Source organism: Bacillus sp. 204(2023) (genome assembly GCF_037027505.1).
Classification (GTDB): Bacteria; Bacillota; Bacilli; order Bacillales; family Bacillaceae; genus Bacillus; species Bacillus subtilis.
The window spans coordinates 48,944-67,903 of sequence record NZ_JAXCHE010000013.1 but is presented as its reverse complement, the minus strand read 5'-3'; the positions used below and the strand labels follow the sequence as shown (position 1 = coordinate 67,903).

The following is an 18,960-nucleotide window of genomic DNA, read 5'->3' as shown; positions in this document are numbered from 1 at the left end:
AAAAGAGGTTATTTGTATATTTAAAATCAATCCTGATCAAGCTGAAGGAAAGGAGCTGGTCATGTGAAAAGAAAAGTCGTGATGTGCTCAGGTTTATTCTGCTCAGTATTTGCAGGGGCATTCATGTTGAATCAATATGACGGGCGCAGCGGTGTGGCGGCTAGTGATGAGTGGGAGCTGTATTTACTGGAGCACCACCTGTCAGCCAGAATGAGTGAGACGGAATCAAAGGATCTGCCGTTTGGTCCCCGAGAGTATATTCGGATTGTAAATAAATAAAAAAAGAGTTCCGCATAAAACGGAACTCTTTCTGTTTATGAAGTGAAAAAACGAAGCAGCACTGTCGCGCAAATAACTGTGCCTGCACCACCGAGACGGGTTGAAATTTGGGCAAACGGCATAAGGCCCATTCTTCCTGATGCCGATAAAATGGCAACATCACCCGTTCCGCCGAGGCCGCTGTGGCAGCAGGTAACGATTGCGGATTCAACCGGATACATGTTCATCAGCTTGCCTACGAAATATCCAGAACCAATCATCGCGATAACAACTGAAATACAGATGATGACAAACGGAATAGAAATCACAGACGCTACGTCATCCAACGGAATAAAGAGGATGCCGAGACCGACCATCAGCGGCCATGTAAAGCTTGAAGAAATAAACTTATAAAGCTGGTAAGCGCCTTCTTCCATTTTTTTCGGAAGAATATTCGCATACTTGACAGCCGCAGCTGAAATAATCATTAAGATCGCGCCCGGGATGAAGATGAATTTCTCCAATAACCCGCCAAAAATAAAGAATGTACACGCGAGCAGAACTCCTGCTCCCATTAGCTTAAAATCAATTTTTGCTTCGGCTTCTTTTTGATTGAAAATCTCATTTGCTTTTTTAGATTTTACGAGACGTCCGTTCCCATTTAGATCTGGACGCTTATCGCCAAGCTTTTTCATTAAGGCTGCACATATGATAGCAAAAACGTTTCCTATAATTGCGGCTGGAACCAGCTGAGACACAAATACATCAGCGGATGAGCCCAGTATTTGTGAATAGGCGATTGAAAGCGGCAAAATTCCTTCACCTATTCCCCCGGCAATAATTGGGACAACAACAAAGAAAAAGGAATCATAGGCACTATAGCCAAAAATAAATCCGACAAGGATGCCGGCTGCAACGGCCGCGATCGTTCCTGCAACCAGTGGAACGAACATTCTGATAAACCCCTGTATTAAAACAATTCTGTTCATACCGAGGATACTTCCCACAACAAGGCAAGCGATATAGAAATAAAGGAAGTTAGACGTTTTCATCAAGTTGGTTACAGCGTCTAAAGATGTTGAATTCAGTACATTGTAAAAGACTAAAAATGAAGGAACAAACAAAGATAAAATAGCAGGGCCGCCAATATCCTTCAATATCGGTATGCGTTGGCCTATGTCTCCGAGAAACACACCAAGAATCATAATGATGGCAAACCCGCCAAGCATATTTGCCGGCAGCTCATTGTAATAGGCTGCAAGAATAATAATAACTGCTAATACTGTGTATAATGGCAGAGGAATCACACCGATTTCCCAAGCCCAGATTTTTTGAAACAGGTTTTTCTCCTGTGAGTCTTTTGGCTCAGGTGAAATTGTCCCCGTTTTTGGAATTGCTCCCATGTCATACACCCCCATGTATTGTTTGTTACAGTCTACAAGAAAGCGTTAACACTTCATATTTTTTTAAGTTAAAAAACTAATAAACAATTAAATTAAGGGGGTCTTTTGGATTAGAAAAAAATCCCTGAGAATCGTCTTCTCAGGGGAAAATGTTTTATCTTTTTCCTTTAATATAGGGCACGCCATTGGCTTTTGGCGCATCTGCCCGCCCGATAAAGCCCGTTAAAGCGAGAATCGTTAAGACATAAGGAGCCATCAGCATATACACATTTGGTATGTCTTTAAAAAGAGGGAGCAGCGATCCAATGATGCTTAAGCTTTGGGCGAATCCGAAAAACAGGGCGGCCCCCAGTGCTCCGATCGGATGCCATTTTCCGAATACAAGCGCTGCCAGGGCGATAAAGCCTTGCCCGGAGATGGTAGAGTGCGTGAAATCAAGCGCAATTGTGGAGGCATATACGCCGCCGCCGAGACCGCCGAACAATCCGCTGATCATCACGCCGACGTAGCGCATTTTATATACGTTGATTCCCATCGTATCGGCCGCCATCGGATGCTCTCCGACAGAACGGATACGAAGGCCGAACGGCGTTTTGAACAAGATAAACCAGGAAATAAAGGCAAGTGCTATTGCAAGAATAGACGTATAATAGACATCCGAAAAGAAGATCTTTCCCAAGACGGGAATATCGCCCAAACCGGGGATTTTCGTCTTATAAAAAGGCTCTGGAATTTTGTCTGTCTGCGCTTTGCCGTAGATCAGTTTGACGATAAATAAAGTTGCCCCAAGCGCCAGCATGTTAATGGCGACACCGCTGACTGTCTGGTCGGCGCGAAACGAAATCGCCGCTGCCGCGTGAATCAGTGAAAACAGGGCGCCTGCTGCCATGGCGGCAAGGAGCGAAAGCCAAGGTGCGGCGGCACCTAATTCCGGACCAAAAAATAAATTAAATAACACGCTGGTGAACGCCCCGATAATCATGAGGCCTTCTAAGCCGATATTCACCACACCTGATCTCTCGGAAAACACGCCGCCGAGAGCAGTTAAAATAAGCGGGGCCGCATAGACGAGTGTGGCAGGGACAATGATAGATAAAATCTGCACAATGTCCACTTAGTTCGCCCCCTTTTTCTTCAATTTGCCCATGATGAAACGAATCGCATAGCTTGAAGCCACAAATAGAATAATAATAGCAATCACAATATCAACGACCTCTGATGGAACGCCTGATTCAATCGGCATATTTAATGCGCCGATTTTCAGCCCGCCAAGCAGGCATGCTGCCAGTATAACCCCGACGGCTGTGTTTCCCCCGAGAAGAGCGACAGCGATACCGTCAAAGCCTACGCCGGTAAATGCGCCTTTCACTGCTGCGTATTCGAATGTCCCTAGGCCCTCCATGGCTCCGGCAAGGCCTGCAAAAGCGCCGGAGATAAGCATGGAGGTCATGATATTCTTCCGCACGCTCATGCCGGCATACTGGGAAGCGTGCTGGTTAAACCCGACCGCCCGGAGCTCAAATCCCTTTGTAGTTTTGTTGATGATAAACCACATGATAACCGCTGCGAGAAGGGCAACGATGATTCCTAAATGCAGCCGTGAGTAATCGGTGATCTGTTCAAGAAAAGGAGAGCGGAGGGAGGCGGATTCGTGAATTTTCCCCGTCTTGTCCTGATGATCTGTCAAGACGTTTGAAATGATGTAATTGGTCATGTGCAGCGCGATATAATTCATCATAATGGTGACAATGACTTCATGAACGTAAAATCGCGCTTTCAAAATGCCGGGAATAAACCCCCATAATCCTCCTGCAGCTGCCGCTGTAATCAATGCGAGCGGCAAGTGAATATATGCCGGTCCGTCAAACGCCGTACCGACCCAAACCGCCGCTGTCCAGCCGACGAGCAGCTGGCCCTCGACGCCGATATTAAAGAGTCCGGTTCGGAATGCAAAGGCGACAGCCAATCCGGATAAAATATAAGGCGTAATTTGCCGGATGGTTTCTCCGACATAATAGATTTCTCCGAATATCCCATTCCACAAAGCCGAATATCCGCTGGCCACACTGTAGCCGCTCACAAGCATAATCAACGCGCCGGCCGCAAGACCAAGGATGATTGCGATGAGCGGCACGAGTAAATGAGAGAGTCGTTTAACCATTTGCTTTCCCCGCTTCCTTTTGCGTGCTTCCTGCCATCAAGAGACCAAGCTCCTGTTCAGTGGTTTCCTGCGGATTAACGCTGGCGATAATGCGTCCTTCAAAAATAACGGCGATTCTGTCACTGAGATTCATAATTTCTTCAAGCTCAAACGAGAGGAGAAGAACGGCTTTCCCGGCATCACGCTGCTCAATGAGCTTTTTATGGACAAATTCAATCGCTCCGACATCAAGGCCGCGAGTCGGCTGGGCGGCAATTAATAAATCAGGATTTCTGTCTACTTCCCGTCCGATAATCGCTTTTTGCTGGTTTCCGCCTGACAATGCCCGAGCGTGTGTATATTCATCCGGCGTTCTGACATCGTACTCAGTGATCAGGCTGCGTGCTTTTTTGTACATTTCGCCTTTATGTAAAACGCCCAATGCTGAATACGGCTTTTTGTAATAGCTTTGCAGCAGGATATTCTCTCCGATTGGAAAATCAAGGACGAGACCGTGTTTATGGCGATCCTGAGGGATATGGCCGATCCCGGATTCAGTGATTTTTCTTGGCGTCAGGTTTTGGATCTGTTTTCCGTTTAAGGTGATTGTTCCTGAATCTGTTTTGCGGAGTCCTGTCACCGCTTCGATCAGCTCTGATTGCCCGTTTCCGTCGACGCCTGCTATGCCGACTATTTCTCCCGCTTTGACAGAAAGAGACAAATCTCTGACTGTCTCTATTCCGCGGGTATCCTTTACAGTTATGCCGTCAATCGCAAGCACTTCCGCTCCCGGCTGAGCAGCTCTCTTTTCGGTTTTGAACGATACCTCACGGCCGACCATTAGACTGGCGAGTTCGTCTTGGTTTGTATCACAGACATCAAGGGTTTTGATGCCTTTTCCTTTACGGATAACCGTAACGCGGTCACAAATCTCCATAATCTCTTTCAGCTTATGGGTGATTAAGATGATGGACTTCCCTTCTTTGACCAGGTTCTTCATAATTTGCATCAGTTCCTTAATTTCATGAGGCGTCAAAACAGCCGTCGGTTCATCAAAAATCAGAATGTCGGCACCGCGGTAGAGGGTTTTTAATATTTCTGCGCGCTGCTGCATACCGACTGATATGTCAGCTGCTTTTGCTTCAGGATGGATCTGAAGGCCGTATCGATTGGAAATGTCCTGCACCTCTTGGCCAGCACGCTTCCGGTCAATTCTGCCAAACTTCTTTGGCTCCTTCCCGAGAATAATATTTTCAGCAACTGTAAAGGTGTCAACAAGCATGAAGTGCTGATGCACCATTCCAATTCCAAGGTCATTCGCTTTGTTCGGGCTGTTGATGTGCACCTTCTCGCCGCGCACCCGAATTTCCCCCCGCTCCGGCTGATACAGCCCGAAAAGGACATTCATCAATGTTGATTTCCCCGCTCCGTTTTCACCGAGCAACGCGTGTATTTCGCTTTTTTTGACTTGAAGATTGATATTGTCATTGGCGACGATACCTGGAAACTCCTTGCGGATATTGAGCATTTCAATGACATATTCCATTGATTGACCGCTCCTTTATTTCAAAATAAAAGAAAAACAAGGGATAAGGGCTCGACCTCCTTATCCCTGCGATTCTTATTTAGCTTTGAAGGTTTTCAGCTCTTTCTCAGTTGCCGGGACTTCCAATCCGTCGATAATTTTTTTCTTCCATTTATCGACCGCTTTGATCACATCATCCGATAGATTTTGTTTAGATGGAGAAATGCCGACTCCGTCTTGATCAAGCCCGTAGGTAAGTGTTTCGCCGCCCGGGAACTTTCCGTCACTCGCTTTTTTCGTTACATCTTCAACGACTGTATCTACTTTTTTCACCATGGAAGTGAGGGTGACGTTATCATCTGTTCCTTCTACCTGGCCTTCTGCGTATTGGTCTTTATCGACACCGATGACCCAGACATCGCGTTTTGGATCTTCTTTTTTCAGGTTTTTCGCTTCAGTAAAGACGCCTGTGCCAGTGGCGCCCGCAGAGTGATAAATAACATCTACGCCTGATTTATACATGCTTTCGGCGGTTGCTTTGCCGACATCGGCTTTATCGAAACCCCCTGCGTATTTCACTTCTACAACGGCTTTAGGGTTAACTGCTTGCACGCCGGCACGGAAGCCGACCTCGAATTTTTTGATTAACTCTGATTCCATGCCGCCTACAAAGCCGATTTTTCCGGATTTGCTTGATAGGGCTGCGGCCACTCCGACGAGAAATGAGCCTTCCTGCTCTTTAAACGTAATACTTGCGACGTTGTCTTTATCGACAACAGCATCTATAATCGCAAAGTTTGTATTTTTGCGCTGATCAGCAATTTCGCTGATTGAATCCTCCATTAAGTAGCCGACGCCGTAAATTAAGTCAAAATTCTCACGCGCCAATTTATTTAAGTTCGTTGTATAGTCTGCATCTGATTTGGATTGAAGATAATCGTAACCGTTTTTGCCTTTTTTCAGCCCATTCTCTTTCCCAAAGGCTTGGATGCCTTCCCAGGCTGATTGGTTGAAGGATTTGTCATCCACTCCGCCTACGTCAGTAACCATCGCCACACTGAATTTGTTTTTGCCTTCGCCTGAGCCGGTGCTTTTTTCACTGTTTCCGCATGCTCCTAATATGGTGCCTGCTGCGATCACAAGTGACATCGCCAATCCGATTTTTCGTTTATTCAAGATATAACCCCCCAAAAAAATTTGGTTCAAAGCTGATCCGGCCAGTCATGTGATGGGCTGTCCTGAAAATTTCTTAGAATCAATAAAATTTTCTGATAATAACAAATGGAATGCGCTGAGACAGTTCTATTCTTCCCTGAATAAGCGTGGTGTGAGTATTTTTCCTTCGAAAGGCGGGGAAGAGAAGGATGCGGAAGGCGTTCCGGGCGGAAAACCGTGACATCGTTTTCTGAAGTAAGACTTATGACTTAGTTTTTCGGGATCAACTTACCAATCATAATTTATCATTTAACTAATAAGAAATAAATAGAATTTCGCATAATTTTTTAAAAAGTATCTATTTTTAGAATTGTTTGCTTAAAAATGTTGAAAGGCCCTTTGTTATTCTTGTATAACTTATCAACAATAGAATCAAGCATCTTGGCAAGAGATATGACAGGAAAAACGCACTGCTCAAAGCAAGCAGTGCGTTTTTCTTATAGATATTGCTTTATTCCGTTAAGGTTACTGTTGTTGACGTTGTACTGAAACACAGGTCTTCCGATCGTTCCGTACGCCATTTCTACATTCAGAACCTGTATATCTTCAAGAAACTTTAAGTATTTTCGTATGGATACTTGAGAGATTTCAGTGTGCTTTGCCAAGTCTTCTGTCGTAAAAGATTCATTTTCAAATGACTGGATACTGGACCAGATCAGCTTCAGCGTGCTTTTTGTCAGGCCTTTAGGAAGCTGCACTTTTTCTGTTGCTTCTTTCTTTTGAAAAAGCTCGGCGTCCAGTTCTTTTTGGCTCATGTTGCGATGGGTTGAATACACCTTTTGTTTTCGTCTGTAATCAGACAGAGCCGTTTGGAAACGTTCAAATTCAAACGGTTTGATTAAATAATCAACAGCTCCGTACCGAAGTGTTTTCTTGATCACGTCAAGCTCGCTGGCCGCTGAGATGACAATCACGTCAACCGCTTCATTTTGGGCTCTCAATTCCGTCAGCAGTTCCAGCCCGTTTTTTCCCGGCATATAAATATCAAGCAAAATGAGGTCGATATGATGCTCGCCTAAAATATGCAGAGCGCTTTGAAAGGAAGAAGCGATGCCTTTCAGCTGAAAGCCATCTATTTGGCTTAAGTATCGTTTATTTAATTCACCCACCATGGGGTCATCTTCAACTATTAGTACATTAATCATGATTTTCCTCCTTCGGTTCGTACGGGATGCGAATACTGAATGTTGTTCCTTCATTCTTTTCGCTTGTGAGGATCATTTGGCCTTTTAAATTTTCGATGCTTTGCTGTGTGAAATAAAGGCCGAATCCCCGGTTTTTGCCCTTTGTTGAATAGCCTTGTTCAAATACTTTGGCTTGGTCTTCTTCAGACATGCCTGCTCCAGTATCGGTAATTTCAATATCAAGTATGCTGTTATGGAAGCGCATGGACATGGTGATTTGTTTTTTCGGCATATCGGCAACAGCGTCTAAGCCATTGTTGATGAGATTTCCGATGATTGTAATAAGTTCATGGATGACAGAAGGGTCTGCCGCGTTCGGGATGACACCGTTGCATTCAATATCAAGATTTGCGCCCTGCTCACGTATAAAGCTTTGCTTTCCGAGCAGAAAACCGGCCAGTACGGAGCTTTTGACATCATTTATAATTTCACTTGTTTCTGATTTTTGCTGTATGGCTATATCTTTAATATAATCTCCAAGATCATCATACTCTTTCAGCTGGACGAGACCTAATATCACATGCAGTTTGTTCATAAATTCATGAGACTGCGCTCTCAGTGCATTTGCATACATTTTAACACCGGAAAGCTGTTCAGCTAAATGTTTTACCTCGGTCTTGTCGCGGAATGTTGCAATCGCTCCGACAGTTTGTCCTTTCAGCTGGATAGGAACTTCATTAAACACAAGCTCCAGCCCGTTAATGCGGACGTCTCTGTCTTGAAGAGGTTTTTTTGTCTCAATGACCTTTTTCAAGCGGCTTTTCGGCAAGATGTCATCTACATCCTGATCAATGGGATTTGTGTTGATGCCCATTTTGACGAATAGACGCTTTGCTTCCGCGTTGGCAAGTTTAATGTTGCCATGTTCATCGACAGCGAGTATTCCTTCCTTTGTCGATTCCAGCATCGCGCTCCGTTCTTCAAGCAGAGTCGCAATTTCATAAGGTTCAAGTCCGTACATGATATTTTTCACCGTACGGGCGACGATAACGGCTCCGATCACACCGACGAAGATGCTAACGCAAATAATAAAGTAAAGCGGCCGTAAGCTATGGCTGATCACTTCATCAATTTCATTTACGGTGATGCCGACCGCGACTGCACCGACTTGTTTTCCATTCTCCGCGTAGACAGGGACGAACGCTCTCTGCGATTTCCCGAGCGTGCCAGAGGCTGTGCTGATATGGACATGCCCTTTTAATACCTCGGACTCATCACCGCCTCTGAATTTTTTTCCGATTTTGCTCGGGTCAGGATGAGTTTTGCGGATACCGTTCATATCCATGACGACAACAAATTCCGTGCCGGTAATTTTCTGAACCCGCTTTGTGTAGCTCTGCAGTTCCTTTTGTTTTTTTCCGTTTTCTAAAGCAGCGGCTGTCATCGGCGCCTCAGCTACCATTTCAGCAGTCTGCAGCGCAGTGGCCTTTTCCTGATCTCTAATCCGTTTGGTGGTTTGGGCACCGACTGTAAAAAACGTAATAAGCAATGCGATTAATACAACGATACAAACAAATATGGTGAGTCTGGTTTGCAGTTTTAATGTTTTTTTCATATAAAACTTCCTTACGTTTTATGATTCCTGCGTACTACTTTACTCTCAAAATGCTGCTTTGTGAAGATTTGGGCCCGTAATTCGTAAAAAGGAGAAAAAATGGAATAATTTATCTTGTCAATGTGTTTTAAGTCCTCCATAATAAATGAGGTAGATTATAGAAAGGGACTTTTTTATATGAAAAATACTTATTTGACAGGATATTTTCCGCTGATTGCGATCCTGCTTTTTAGTTCGTCCTTATCCATCTCAACTTCACTTTATGCGTTGAAGATGCTGTCTTCATTTGGAATGTATGATGGAATGCTCGATTATTTTTCAGAGAAAGGGATCAGGCTTGCGTTATTTGCTGCCTTTGCACTTTTATATTTTATGGTTCTGTCCGCTCTGAAATTGATTGCAAATACCGTGACCGAGCTGTCATTGCTGTTTTTTGCTAATGATCCGGAAGGGAACAACCTGAAAAAACTCAGAATGGGTTCCATGATTTATTTGGGCGGCGGGATTTTATCCTTTGTGCTCTTGCAAAATGTCATTTGGATTGTGATCTGGTTTGCGGTCGTCACGCTCGCTTACTTTGTGTTTACCGTATACCGGATTTATTCGACGCTTTCTCTCATGTCATTAGTTGGATTCATTCTATTGGAACTGCTGTTTTGGTTTACCTTTGTTATCGGTATTCTGTTCATATTTATCAAGCTTTATAATAGCATAATGGCTAGCTTACCTGTGTAAGCTAGCCATTTCAGCGTTTGGTGGTCAGATTTGCGCTTCGTGCTCTATATGCAATAAAACAGCGGCTAGATTCTCAGGTTTCCGCCGTTTCACATCCAATGCTCGCTCTTCATCGACTTCAAAAGTTTTCAATCACGCTGAAAAGATGACAAAATCCTAAAACGAAGCGTTTTAGGATTTTGTCAACAATCTGTGGTGGCTAGCTTCCTAGCCATTTTTTATTTACGGTAAAAATCTTTTTTTAATAGAAGGGGAGGGGAGCATACATTCATTTTTTTTGCCAAACCACTTATAGCGGTTGTTGGCAATGAAAGAATAGACCATATCTCTGACAGGCTTCGGCACTGCGAAAAACAGGACGAAGAGCCGCCATGGGCCTCGCAGATGCCTGAAAACCTTAATGGCTGCAGTTGACTTTGTGTACACTTGGCCGTCTTCAATAAAGACAAAGCTGTCAAACCGATCAGTCGGAAGCCCGCTTTTTTTCAGCAGGCTCTGTCCTGTTTCCGACTGCAGCGATGTGAAAGAAATCAATCCGTCCGGATCACGTTTAATGATAAACTGCACGGCGCCATTGCATAAATTGCAGACACCGTCAAACAGCAAAACGCGATTTGGAATTTGTTCTGAAGTCACTCCATATCCCCTCCGATCCTTTAATAAGCCGCTTGCAGCGTTCCTTTCCAGATGGAAAGCTGAGGGCTGATGCTGTGAAGATATTCAACGCTGGTCGGTGTATCCTTTCCGACCCAGACACCCATTGTATACGTATCAGTCAGGCCGACAAACCACATATCGTGATAATCATTTGATGTTCCGGTTTTACCGCCGATGTAAGGCGCATTGAAATATGCTTTTTTCCCTGTTCCGCTTTTCACAACGGAAGACATCAGTTTTTTCAGCTGCATGTTCGTGCGGACGCTGAATATTTGAGTCGCTTTATCATTCCATTTGTAAAGCGTTTTTCCTTTAAGGTCTGTAACCTTTGTAATCGCATGGCTCGGCGTATAGCTTCCGCTGTTTCCGAATGTCGTATAAGCCTTTGTCATCTCAAGAGGCGTCATGCCGTTTGTAAATCCGCCAAGCGCCGCCGGAAGAAGATAGTCACTGTCGACAAGTTTGGCAAAATGATACGGCTCAATATAACTGAATGCCTTTTGGATGCCGACGCGGTCGAGCATTCTAATAGCCGGGGTATTATATGAATTTTTAAACGCCGTATCAAGCGTCACTGTGCCGTAAGTGCGGTTATTGTAGTTTTGCGGACAGTAGTCTTTGCTGCAAAACTTGCTGGCATCAATGTTGCTGCTTGTTGTCGCGCCGGTCTGTTCAATATAAGGGCCGTAATCAAGAAGCGGCTTAATGGATGAACCCGGCTGCCTGTACGCCTGGTAGGCGCGGTTAAAGTCATATTTTTGATAGTTTTTCCCGCCGGATAGAGCGATGATTTGATGCGTCTGGTGATTAATCACAGCCGCTCCGCCCTGTACGTCCGCATACGGGAGCTTGGAATTCATTTGTGCCACAACTTGATTTTGCATATACGGATCAAGTGCAGTATAAATTTTCACACCGTCTTTCATCAGCGTGCTGACTCTTGCGGACAGCTCGTTCTCGATCTTTTCTTTTTGTTTTCCTGATGCTTTTTGAAGTCGTTTATCAAAGCCTTCTGATTCAGACACCAGCTGAGTGAATTCATCATTGACGTAGGAAACGTAGTCAGGATATTTGTCTTCTCTTTTTTCAACATCCAGTTTGATTTTTTGTTTTACGGCTTTTTTCAGCTCTTTGTCCGTAATGACCCCGGCATCTTTTAGCCCTTTAAGCAAACGTTCTTGACGGCTTTTCGTGTAGTCAAAATGCTTGAGAGGATCATATAATGTAGGGTTATTAGGTATAGCACAGATAAAAGCCATTTCTCCCACTGTGAGAGATTTCAGCGGTTTGCTGAAATAGAATTGAGCTGCTGAACCGACGCCGTAAACACCGTTGTTGAAATAAATGGTATTTAAGTAAGCTTCAAGAATTTCATTTTTCGTATATTTTTTCTCCAGCTGATAGGAATACGCGAGCTCTGTCAGCTTGCGGCTGAAGGAGCGTTCGTGGCTCAAATACAAGTTTCTTGAAAGCTGCTGTGTGATGGTGCTGGCACCCTGGTCAATTTTCTTGTCTTTTACGTTAGAAGCAGTAGCCCGCACCATTCCCATAAAGTCAAAGCCTTTATGCTCGTAAAAATGGCGGTCCTCAGATGTTAAGAAAATCTGTTTGACTTCCTCGGGAATCTTGTTAAATGGAACGAGCACACGGTTTTCGTGGTCGCTAACGATTTCCGAGACAAGGGAGCCGTCCCTGTCATACATGTAGCTGTTCTGAACAAGGCTGATATCTTTCAGATCAATATTTTTATCAAGCACCTGATCCAGGGACTTCATTTGTTTTACTTCTTTTCCGGAAGCGATAACTGTAAATGCAAACAATGGGATTATGCAAAGGAGCAAAATCCATCCGATTATTTTTCGTAACATGGTCACTCTCTTTTCTCCTAAATTCTAGCCATATCGTACCATTCTTTTGAGATTACGAGAAGGTTAAATTTAGAAGATTCCTCAGTTTTTTCTCGGAATCAGCTTGCTTTGGCATAAGAATCTTTCCGAAGTTTCTGCATGATCCAAAGCATGCAGGCGCCGGCGAAAAAGAGAAACGCCGTGACGTAAAAGATGGCCGAAATGGTAAAATGGCTCGATATGATTCCGCCGAGCAGAGGCCCGAGCACGTTTCCTAAAAAGCGAAAGCTGACATTGTAGCCGAGAACTTCACCTTGAATGCTGCCGGGAGCCTGAACGCGGATCGCTGCCGTAATGCATGGCAGCAAACCGCCCATCGCCATTCCGAATAAAAATCTGAAAACAAGGAGCACGCTGAGTGAGGACGCGAGCGCCTGCGGAATAAAAAAGAAAGAGGCTGCGAGCAAAAGTCCGATTAAAATGCGGCGGTGGCCGTAGCGGTCGCCCAGATCACCCCATTTTCTAGCCAGCAGCAAACTTCCGAGTCCCGTTGCTGAAAATGCCATGCCGGAGAAAAAGGCAAGATTGACAGGTCCGTGCAGCTCATTTACATATAAAGCGAGCAGGGGCTGGATACTGAAATTGCCTGTTTGAATCAGCATGGTTAACAGCATCATGACCCACAGCGCCGGATGGTGAAAAATATAGGAGAGCACTTCTTTTCTCGAGTAAGACGTACGTTTGGCTGTTTTCTCTGCAAGAGGCTTTTCTTTGACACCAAATAACACGAGAAGAACAGACGAGAAAATCACAAAGGATGTGATAAAAAAGGTATACGTAAAGCCGAAACGATCAGCAAGCATGCCTCCCAAAAGCGGGCCGAACAAGCTTCCGGACACTTGCCCCATTTGCAGCGTGCCAAGTGTTTTGCCGGCTGAGCTCTTCGGAGTCTGTGCCGAAATCATCGCAAGAGATGTCGGGATGAATCCGGTTACAAGACCCATTGCCATACGCAGAAAAAACAATTGGTACACCGATGTAACAAAGCCCATGAAGAAAATGCTGAGGGCAATGCCCGTTCCGGTTGCCATAAGGATTTTCTTGTATCCGCGTTTGTCTCCGAACCGTCCCCAAAACGGGGATACCAAAAACGCCATGAGAAATGTAATGCCGAACACATAGCCGCTCCACCTTTGCACAAAGCCGTTTGAAAAAGAGCTGAGCGTCTCAATGTATAAGGAGAGAAAAGGAACGATCATCGTTGTGCTAGCGGAGACAAAAAAATTCGCCAGCCACACAATGACAAAGTTTTTCTTACGGATAGAAATAACATCACCTTCTTATTATTTCGGGTTCCTTACTAATTATAAAGAAACGATTCACAATTTAAAAGAAACGAAGCGGCTGGGAAAATTCATTATTTTTAGAAAATGAAGAAATGTCGAGAAGGGGAATTGATATACTATAAAGATAGCATTTTCTGATCGGAGGAAAGGCAGGTGTAAAAAGGTGACGACAAACAGCTTACTCATTATTGATTTCGAATTTACAATGCCTGATGGAAAGTACAGTCCTCAAAACTTCTTCCCGGAAATCATTGAAGCCGGAATTGTAAAGTCGATTGATGATGAAGTGGTTGAGACGTTTTCTAGCTATGTTAGACCGAAAAAGTTCCCGAAGCTTACGAAACGCTGCAAATCATTTTTAAAAATAACCCAAAAACAGGTAGACGAAGGAATGAGATTCGAGGATTTCATCCGTAAACTAAACGAGCTGGATCCTGAGAAAAACAGCACAATTATTACGTGGGGAAACATGGATATGAAAGTGCTGAAGCAAAACTGTATGTTTAACCATATCCCTTTCCCGTTTAAGGGAGAAATGAGAGATTTATCGCTTGAATACAAAAACTTTTTTGGAGACCGGACATTGACGGGTTTATGGAAAGCTGCCGAAGAGTATGGAGATTCCGGAACCGGCACCCATCATAAAGCGCTTGATGATGCCCTCACAGCATATAAACTTTTTAAGCTTGTTGAGCAGGATAAGCAGTATCTTGAAAAGCCAAAACCGCCCACAATCGGCGAAAGAATTGATTTAACCGAACTGTTGAAGCGCGCGACGTAAAAAACCCAATCTTTTGTCAGACTGGGTTATGGCAGGTTAAAATATTCTTTTTCTAAAATGTCCAGATTATGAAGGGAGCGTTTTGCCCACTCCGAACCATCCTCATTCAATTTGGCTCTCAGCTGTGCTGTCGCCTCCCGCAGAGATTCGGTATAATCCGGCACTTCACCGTCATAAGGCTTCACCATATGGTGGGGGATATTGGTCTGTTCACCATATGCGAGCGCTTTTCTCTCATGAAAAAATGGCACATCCGCCTGTTTTGGATGATGAAGGTCTCCTTGAGAGGGATGGGTAAGAACCGCTTTCACTTTCACTAAATAGTGCTGCGGCCTGCAAGCCGTGATTTCTCCTATGTATACACCTGTTTTGTAAAATCCTTTAACGATAGAGCCTGTCTCAAACGTGCTCATCTGTCATCACCTCGCATTTATTCTATTAAAGTTCCAATCGATTTGCTAGTGAGGAAGATCAGCGGGAAGCTTAATGGTCACCGTAGTGCCTTTTTGGAAGCTGCTGTTAAATGAAATGGTCCCGTGATGATGTTCAATAATGGAAAAGGTTACGGTGAGGCCGAGTCCCGTTCCGTTCGTTTTTAAGGAATAATAAGGTTCGCCGAGTTTTTGCATTTGATGGTCTGTCATCCCGACCCCATTGTCTGTGATGTTAATCATGATCGTATGGCCGTTTCTTTTGGCTGATATGTGGATTACACCCTTCCCGTGAGGAACCGCTTCAATACTGTTTTTCATCAGGTTGATGACAGCCTGCTTCAGCTTTGTTGCGTCTCCGTATATCAAAAGGTCCGGTTCTGTTTCAGCCTCGACGGTTACTGACTTGTAATTGGCGTACGACACCATAAGGGAGCTTGTCTCTTTGATAAGGGCTGATAGGTCAAAAACCTCTTTTTCGTATAATTGCTGTTTGGCCATATCGAGATAGTTTGTAATAATGCCTTGCGCCCGGTCAAGCTCTGACAGTACAAGCTTTTTGTAATCCGCACTCGACTTGTTTTGTAGAGTTTCGTCATTAAAAAGCAGCTGGACAAACCCGCGGACAACTGTCAGCGGATTCCTGACCTCATGAGCGACGCTCGCTGCCAGTTCACTCACAATCGTCATTTTTTCTGAATGGATAAGCTGCGAACGCAGGGCGATATTTTCGGCGATGCTTTCGATAATATAGATGCTTAATAGAAGAACACTGGAGCGGAAAAGCCCTGAGACTGCCGCCTCGTAAACAAAAATTCCTGATTTTTGAAAATTTAAAATATTCAAGGCGGTTAGAATCCAGCTTGAGGCGAAAAATAGGAAAATCTCCACGCAACTGATCAATAAAGACAGCAGCAGTTTTTTCGCTTTGGACATGAATGGCCATTTTTTCTGAAATAAGATTGGGATAATGATAAGAAAAGGCAGCAAAGTGAAAACAAACATTGCGGAAGGTTCGTAAAAAAGCAGTTCAAAACATAGGACAGATGCGGCGACTGTAAGTCCGGAAGCGGTACTAATGTAAAATAAACAAATGATGACGGGAATCATCTGAAGGCCGTATTGTATGTAGTCCATTTCATGAATCGGGAAAATAATGCATAAAACGGAGGCGCCGCAGGCGAAGAGCGTGACCAAACCGCTGTTTATTTTTGGCACAAGAATCGCAGGTTTTCCAAGCCAAAACACTTGGTAAAGAAGAATAGGAAACAAAATAAAGCAGATGTGCAGGAGATAGTCTTTTAGAATTTCCATTCGTGTGAAATCCTTTCGTATAAAATATGAATCTATTATAACACTAAATATTAGAAGTAAAATATAAAATTCCTTTATTAAGAACGCCTTTACAAATGAAGACGTAAAGGCGTTTAACAGCTATATTTACGATAATGCGGCTTTGATGCGGCGCAGGCCGTCCTGCAGGGTTGCAAGAGAGCATCCTGCGTTCAGGCGCATAAATCCTTCTCCGCCAGGCCCGTATTTCGTCCCGGGCTCTAAAATAACTCTTCCTTTTTTTAGCATTCTTTGCTGAAGCTCTGTATCGGACAAGCCGTAAGCGCTGAAGTCGAGCCAAATCAAGTATGATGCATCCGGCTTCATCATTTTGACCTTTGGCAGCTCGTTGCTCAAAAAGGCTTCCGCTTCGTTCATGTTTTTCTCAATGTAAGAGATCAATTCATCAAGCCACGGTCCCCCTTTTGAATACGCGGCTTCGATTGCAGTGACGGCAAATGCGTTTAGTCCGCCTAAACCATTGCGCTGAAGGCTTGCGGAAAACTTGGCGCGCTTCAGGCGATCCGGAATAATGATCGCTGAAGCCTGCAATCCGGCGATATTAAATGTTTTGCTTGGAGCAGCACATGTTACGGAAATATCAGCGAAATCGTCAGAGAGCGAAGCGAACGGCGTGTGTTTATGTCCGTACAGCATTAAATCGGAATGGATTTCATCCGATACAACTGTGACGCCATGCTCAAGACACAATTCGCCTAGCTTCAGTAAATCTTCCCGGCCCCATGAACGCCCAGAAGGGTTATGAGGATTGCATAAAATAAACAATGTAACGCTTGGGTCACGAAGCTTCGTCTCCAAATCTTCAAAATCCATTGCATATGCGCCGTCTTTTTCTAGCAGCGGATTATGTAAAATGTGCCGGCCGTTTTTCTCAACCATATGGTAAAAAGGCGTATAAACTGGAGGCTGAACAACTACTTGATCGCCCGGCTCCGTAAAAGCTTGTACCGCCATGCTCAAAGCCGTTACAACGCCGGGGCTGAATGTGATGCTTTCCGGATTCACCTTCCAGCCGTGCCTGTTTTGCATCCATCCGCACACAGCATCCTTCGTTTTTTGATCTGGAGTTGTATAACCAAAAATACCGTGGTCAAGACGCTCTTTTAACGCTTCAGTTATCGCTTCTGGCGCGCGAAAATCCATATCCGCCACCCACATCGGGAGTGCGTCTGTCACGCCAAATAATTCGCCTGTTTTGTCCCATTTGACAGATTGGGTGCCAAGGCGTTCTTCTCGTTTATCAAAGTTCATTCTGTTACCCCCTCATGTATGTTTATTCTTCTAAGCTTCACTATGATAAGATAGAACTGCAAATTTTATTATAAGCGGTGATGAATATGGAAGAAAGTCAAGCGGTCAGGGAAATGATTAAGATCATTGCCAAATGGGACCCGTTTAAATATGGAGAAGAGTTTTACGAAACGGAGGCTGTTGATGTCGTGCAGGCAGTCTATGATGAAGACGATCCTGACGTGCTGGCGAAAAGCATTCAGCAAATATTTGAAACTTCTTTTGAACAAACGCTGCCGATCGACAGCTGCCGGGAAGTGGCTGGCCAGCTTTTATTCATTAAAAACAGCAGCTCTTGCACGCCTTAAAAAAACCGGTTCAGCACCGGTTTTTTTGTTATTTGATAAAATCAGCAATGTGTTCAGACACAAGTTCAGGCCGTTCTTCAGGCACCAGATGTCCGGTCTGGCCAAGTGAGTACAGCACGGAATTAGGCAAATCTGCGTGCAGCCGTTTACCGATCTCCATTGGGACAATTCGATCCTCCTCGCCCCAAATCAATAGAGCAGGCTTGTTCATTTTCTTCAATTGCTCGGGTTCTAAATCTCCTTCTCTGTGGCGGATAAACCTTGTCATGGCTTTGAAAATCTGCTCGTCCTGAAACGGTCTGCCATAGCCGTCAATCATCTCCTCATCAATCAGCGATTTGTCATGCACCACATTTAATAAATTTTTCATCACGCCTTCTTTCGAGAGCCAGCGTTTGATGTAAAGATGAAAATACGGGATATGGGTCCCGAAAATGATCGTCGGGTGTGAACGTTTTAAATACCCTGAACTGCAAAGCAGCACAACCTTTGAAAAAAGCTCAGGCTTTTGGAGAGCAGCAGACAGCGATATCTGCCCGCCCATAGAATGCCCGACAAGCACAGCCTGTTTCACTTGCAAGTGCTCCAAAATCCCAATGACAAGCTTAGCAAGGTTTTGATAGGTATAGATAAACGTTCTTGATTTTTCAGATTGGCCGAAAGGAGGCAAATCAAGCGCGATGATGTCGTACTTGTCCCGAAGGAGAGGAATTACTTTTCTGAAGCTGAATGCAGATGATAAAAAACCGTGTACGCAGACCAGCGTTTGCTTGCCGGGATTTTGATAATGTTCGTAGTATACATTGACTCCATCGACCGTAAACCGCCTTATTGGTGAAACCGCCTCCATTCTGTGTCACTCCCTTTTTTTGATGGTTGTATTATGCCCTGAAATTGTCAATTCTAGCGGAAGTTTCTCCTCGTTTTTTCTT

General features: G+C 44.4%; 19 protein-coding genes. 5 read left to right on the top strand and 14 right to left on the bottom strand.

Annotation, left to right across the window (positions count from 1 at the left end; translation table 11 throughout):
• Positions 1 to 63: 63 nt before the first annotated feature.
• A complete protein-coding gene (locus WA279_RS19740; RefSeq protein ID WP_015483630.1) occupies positions 64 to 279 on the top strand; it encodes a hypothetical protein in 216 nt (71 codons plus the stop codon).
• A 35-nt stretch (positions 280 to 314) separates the two neighbouring features.
• Here the strand turns inward: WA279_RS19740 and maeN are convergent, their stop codons facing one another.
• From maeN to maeL, 7 genes are all read right to left on the bottom strand, one after another.
• Positions 315 to 1,661, bottom strand: coding sequence for a sodium/malate symporter MaeN (gene maeN / locus WA279_RS19735; protein ID WP_251188278.1), 1,347 nt, complete (start codon positions 1,659 to 1,661; stop codon positions 315 to 317).
• 154 nt (positions 1,662 to 1,815) lie between these two features.
• A complete protein-coding gene (gene nupQ, locus WA279_RS19730) occupies positions 1,816 to 2,775 on the bottom strand; it encodes a guanosine ABC transporter permease NupQ (RefSeq protein ID WP_029318494.1) in 960 nt (319 codons plus the stop codon).
• Entirely contained in the window at positions 2,776 to 3,822 is a 1,047-nt protein-coding gene (nupP, locus tag WA279_RS19725) for a guanosine ABC transporter permease NupP (RefSeq protein ID WP_336156419.1), read from the bottom strand. It lies immediately after the preceding gene.
• A complete protein-coding gene (gene nupO, locus WA279_RS19720) occupies positions 3,815 to 5,347 on the bottom strand; it encodes a guanosine ABC transporter ATP-binding protein NupO (RefSeq protein WP_336156418.1) in 1,533 nt (510 codons plus the stop codon). Before nupO ends, nupP begins: the two co-directional genes overlap by 8 nt.
• A gap of 75 nt (positions 5,348 to 5,422) precedes the next feature.
• The gene (gene nupN / locus WA279_RS19715; protein ID WP_336156417.1) at positions 5,423 to 6,502 is read right to left on the bottom strand and encodes a guanosine ABC transporter substrate-binding protein NupN; all 1,080 of its coding nucleotides are present in this window, start codon (positions 6,500 to 6,502) and stop codon (positions 5,423 to 5,425) included.
• A 476-nt stretch (positions 6,503 to 6,978) separates the two neighbouring features.
• Positions 6,979 to 7,686 carry a two-component system response regulator MaeM gene (maeM, locus tag WA279_RS19710; protein WP_014477821.1) on the bottom strand — a complete coding sequence of 236 codons (708 nt, stop codon included), beginning with the start codon at positions 7,684 to 7,686 and terminating at the stop codon, positions 6,979 to 6,981.
• Positions 7,679 to 9,280 carry a two-component system sensor histidine kinase MaeL gene (gene maeL, locus WA279_RS19705; RefSeq protein ID WP_336156416.1) on the bottom strand — a complete coding sequence of 534 codons (1,602 nt, stop codon included), beginning with the start codon at positions 9,278 to 9,280 and terminating at the stop codon, positions 7,679 to 7,681. The genes maeM and maeL overlap by 8 nt, the downstream gene beginning before the upstream one ends.
• Positions 9,281 to 9,457: 177 nt before the next feature.
• Between maeL and WA279_RS19700 the strand changes: the two genes are divergently transcribed.
• Positions 9,458 to 10,015 carry a YufK family protein gene (locus tag WA279_RS19700; RefSeq protein ID WP_003228837.1) on the top strand — a complete coding sequence of 186 codons (558 nt, stop codon included), beginning with the start codon at positions 9,458 to 9,460 and terminating at the stop codon, positions 10,013 to 10,015.
• A 222-nt stretch (positions 10,016 to 10,237) separates the two neighbouring features.
• Here the strand turns inward: WA279_RS19700 and WA279_RS19695 are convergent, their stop codons facing one another.
• The 3 genes from WA279_RS19695 to WA279_RS19685 all read right to left on the bottom strand — a co-directional run bounded on the left by WA279_RS19695 (position 10,238) and on the right by WA279_RS19685 (position 13,847).
• Entirely contained in the window at positions 10,238 to 10,651 is a 414-nt protein-coding gene (locus tag WA279_RS19695; protein ID WP_015384506.1) for a thiol-disulfide oxidoreductase DCC family protein, read from the bottom strand.
• Between the two features lie 20 nt (positions 10,652 to 10,671).
• Positions 10,672 to 12,546, bottom strand: a complete 1,875-nt coding sequence (locus tag WA279_RS19690; RefSeq protein WP_336156415.1) for a transglycosylase domain-containing protein — start codon at positions 12,544 to 12,546, stop codon at positions 10,672 to 10,674.
• Between the two features lie 92 nt (positions 12,547 to 12,638).
• Positions 12,639 to 13,847 carry a multidrug efflux MFS transporter gene (locus tag WA279_RS19685; RefSeq protein ID WP_442894670.1) on the bottom strand — a complete coding sequence of 403 codons (1,209 nt, stop codon included), beginning with the start codon at positions 13,845 to 13,847 and terminating at the stop codon, positions 12,639 to 12,641.
• On the opposite strand from WA279_RS19685, the gene WA279_RS19680 reads away from it, so the two are divergent.
• Both WA279_RS19680 and kapD read left to right on the top strand, forming a co-directional pair.
• Positions 13,750 to 13,953 carry a hypothetical protein gene (locus WA279_RS19680; protein WP_003243502.1) on the top strand — a complete coding sequence of 68 codons (204 nt, stop codon included), beginning with the start codon at positions 13,750 to 13,752 and terminating at the stop codon, positions 13,951 to 13,953. The two genes, WA279_RS19685 and WA279_RS19680, sit on opposite strands and share 98 nt — an antisense overlap.
• Positions 13,954 to 14,028: 75 nt before the next feature.
• Positions 14,029 to 14,646 (top strand): 3'-5' exonuclease KapD, encoded by a 618-nt coding sequence (gene kapD, locus WA279_RS19675; protein ID WP_003228846.1) that lies wholly within the window; start codon positions 14,029 to 14,031, stop codon positions 14,644 to 14,646.
• Between the two features lie 26 nt (positions 14,647 to 14,672).
• On the opposite strand, the gene kapB is transcribed toward kapD, so the two are convergent.
• The 3 genes from kapB to patB form a co-directional block, all read right to left on the bottom strand.
• Entirely contained in the window at positions 14,673 to 15,059 is a 387-nt protein-coding gene (kapB, locus tag WA279_RS19670; protein ID WP_336156412.1) for a kinase-associated lipoprotein KapB, read from the bottom strand.
• Positions 15,060 to 15,104: 45 nt separating this feature from the next.
• Positions 15,105 to 16,391 (bottom strand): sporulation sensor histidine kinase KinB, encoded by a 1,287-nt coding sequence (gene kinB / locus WA279_RS19665; protein WP_327828686.1) that lies wholly within the window; start codon positions 16,389 to 16,391, stop codon positions 15,105 to 15,107.
• A gap of 126 nt (positions 16,392 to 16,517) precedes the next feature.
• Complete coding sequence (gene patB, locus WA279_RS19660; protein ID WP_336156411.1) at positions 16,518 to 17,681, bottom strand: cystathionine beta-lyase PatB; 1,164 nt, start codon at positions 17,679 to 17,681, stop codon at positions 16,518 to 16,520.
• 86 nt (positions 17,682 to 17,767) lie between these two features.
• On the opposite strand from patB, the gene WA279_RS19655 reads away from it, so the two are divergent.
• Positions 17,768 to 18,028, top strand: coding sequence for a YugE family protein (locus tag WA279_RS19655; RefSeq protein ID WP_014480684.1), 261 nt, complete (start codon positions 17,768 to 17,770; stop codon positions 18,026 to 18,028).
• A gap of 28 nt (positions 18,029 to 18,056) precedes the next feature.
• Here WA279_RS19655 and WA279_RS19650 read toward each other — a convergent pair whose 3' ends face one another.
• Positions 18,057 to 18,878: an alpha/beta fold hydrolase gene (locus WA279_RS19650; RefSeq protein WP_336156410.1), complete on the bottom strand. Its 822-nt coding sequence runs from the start codon at positions 18,876 to 18,878 to the stop codon at positions 18,057 to 18,059.
• Positions 18,879 to 18,960 lie beyond the last annotated feature (82 nt).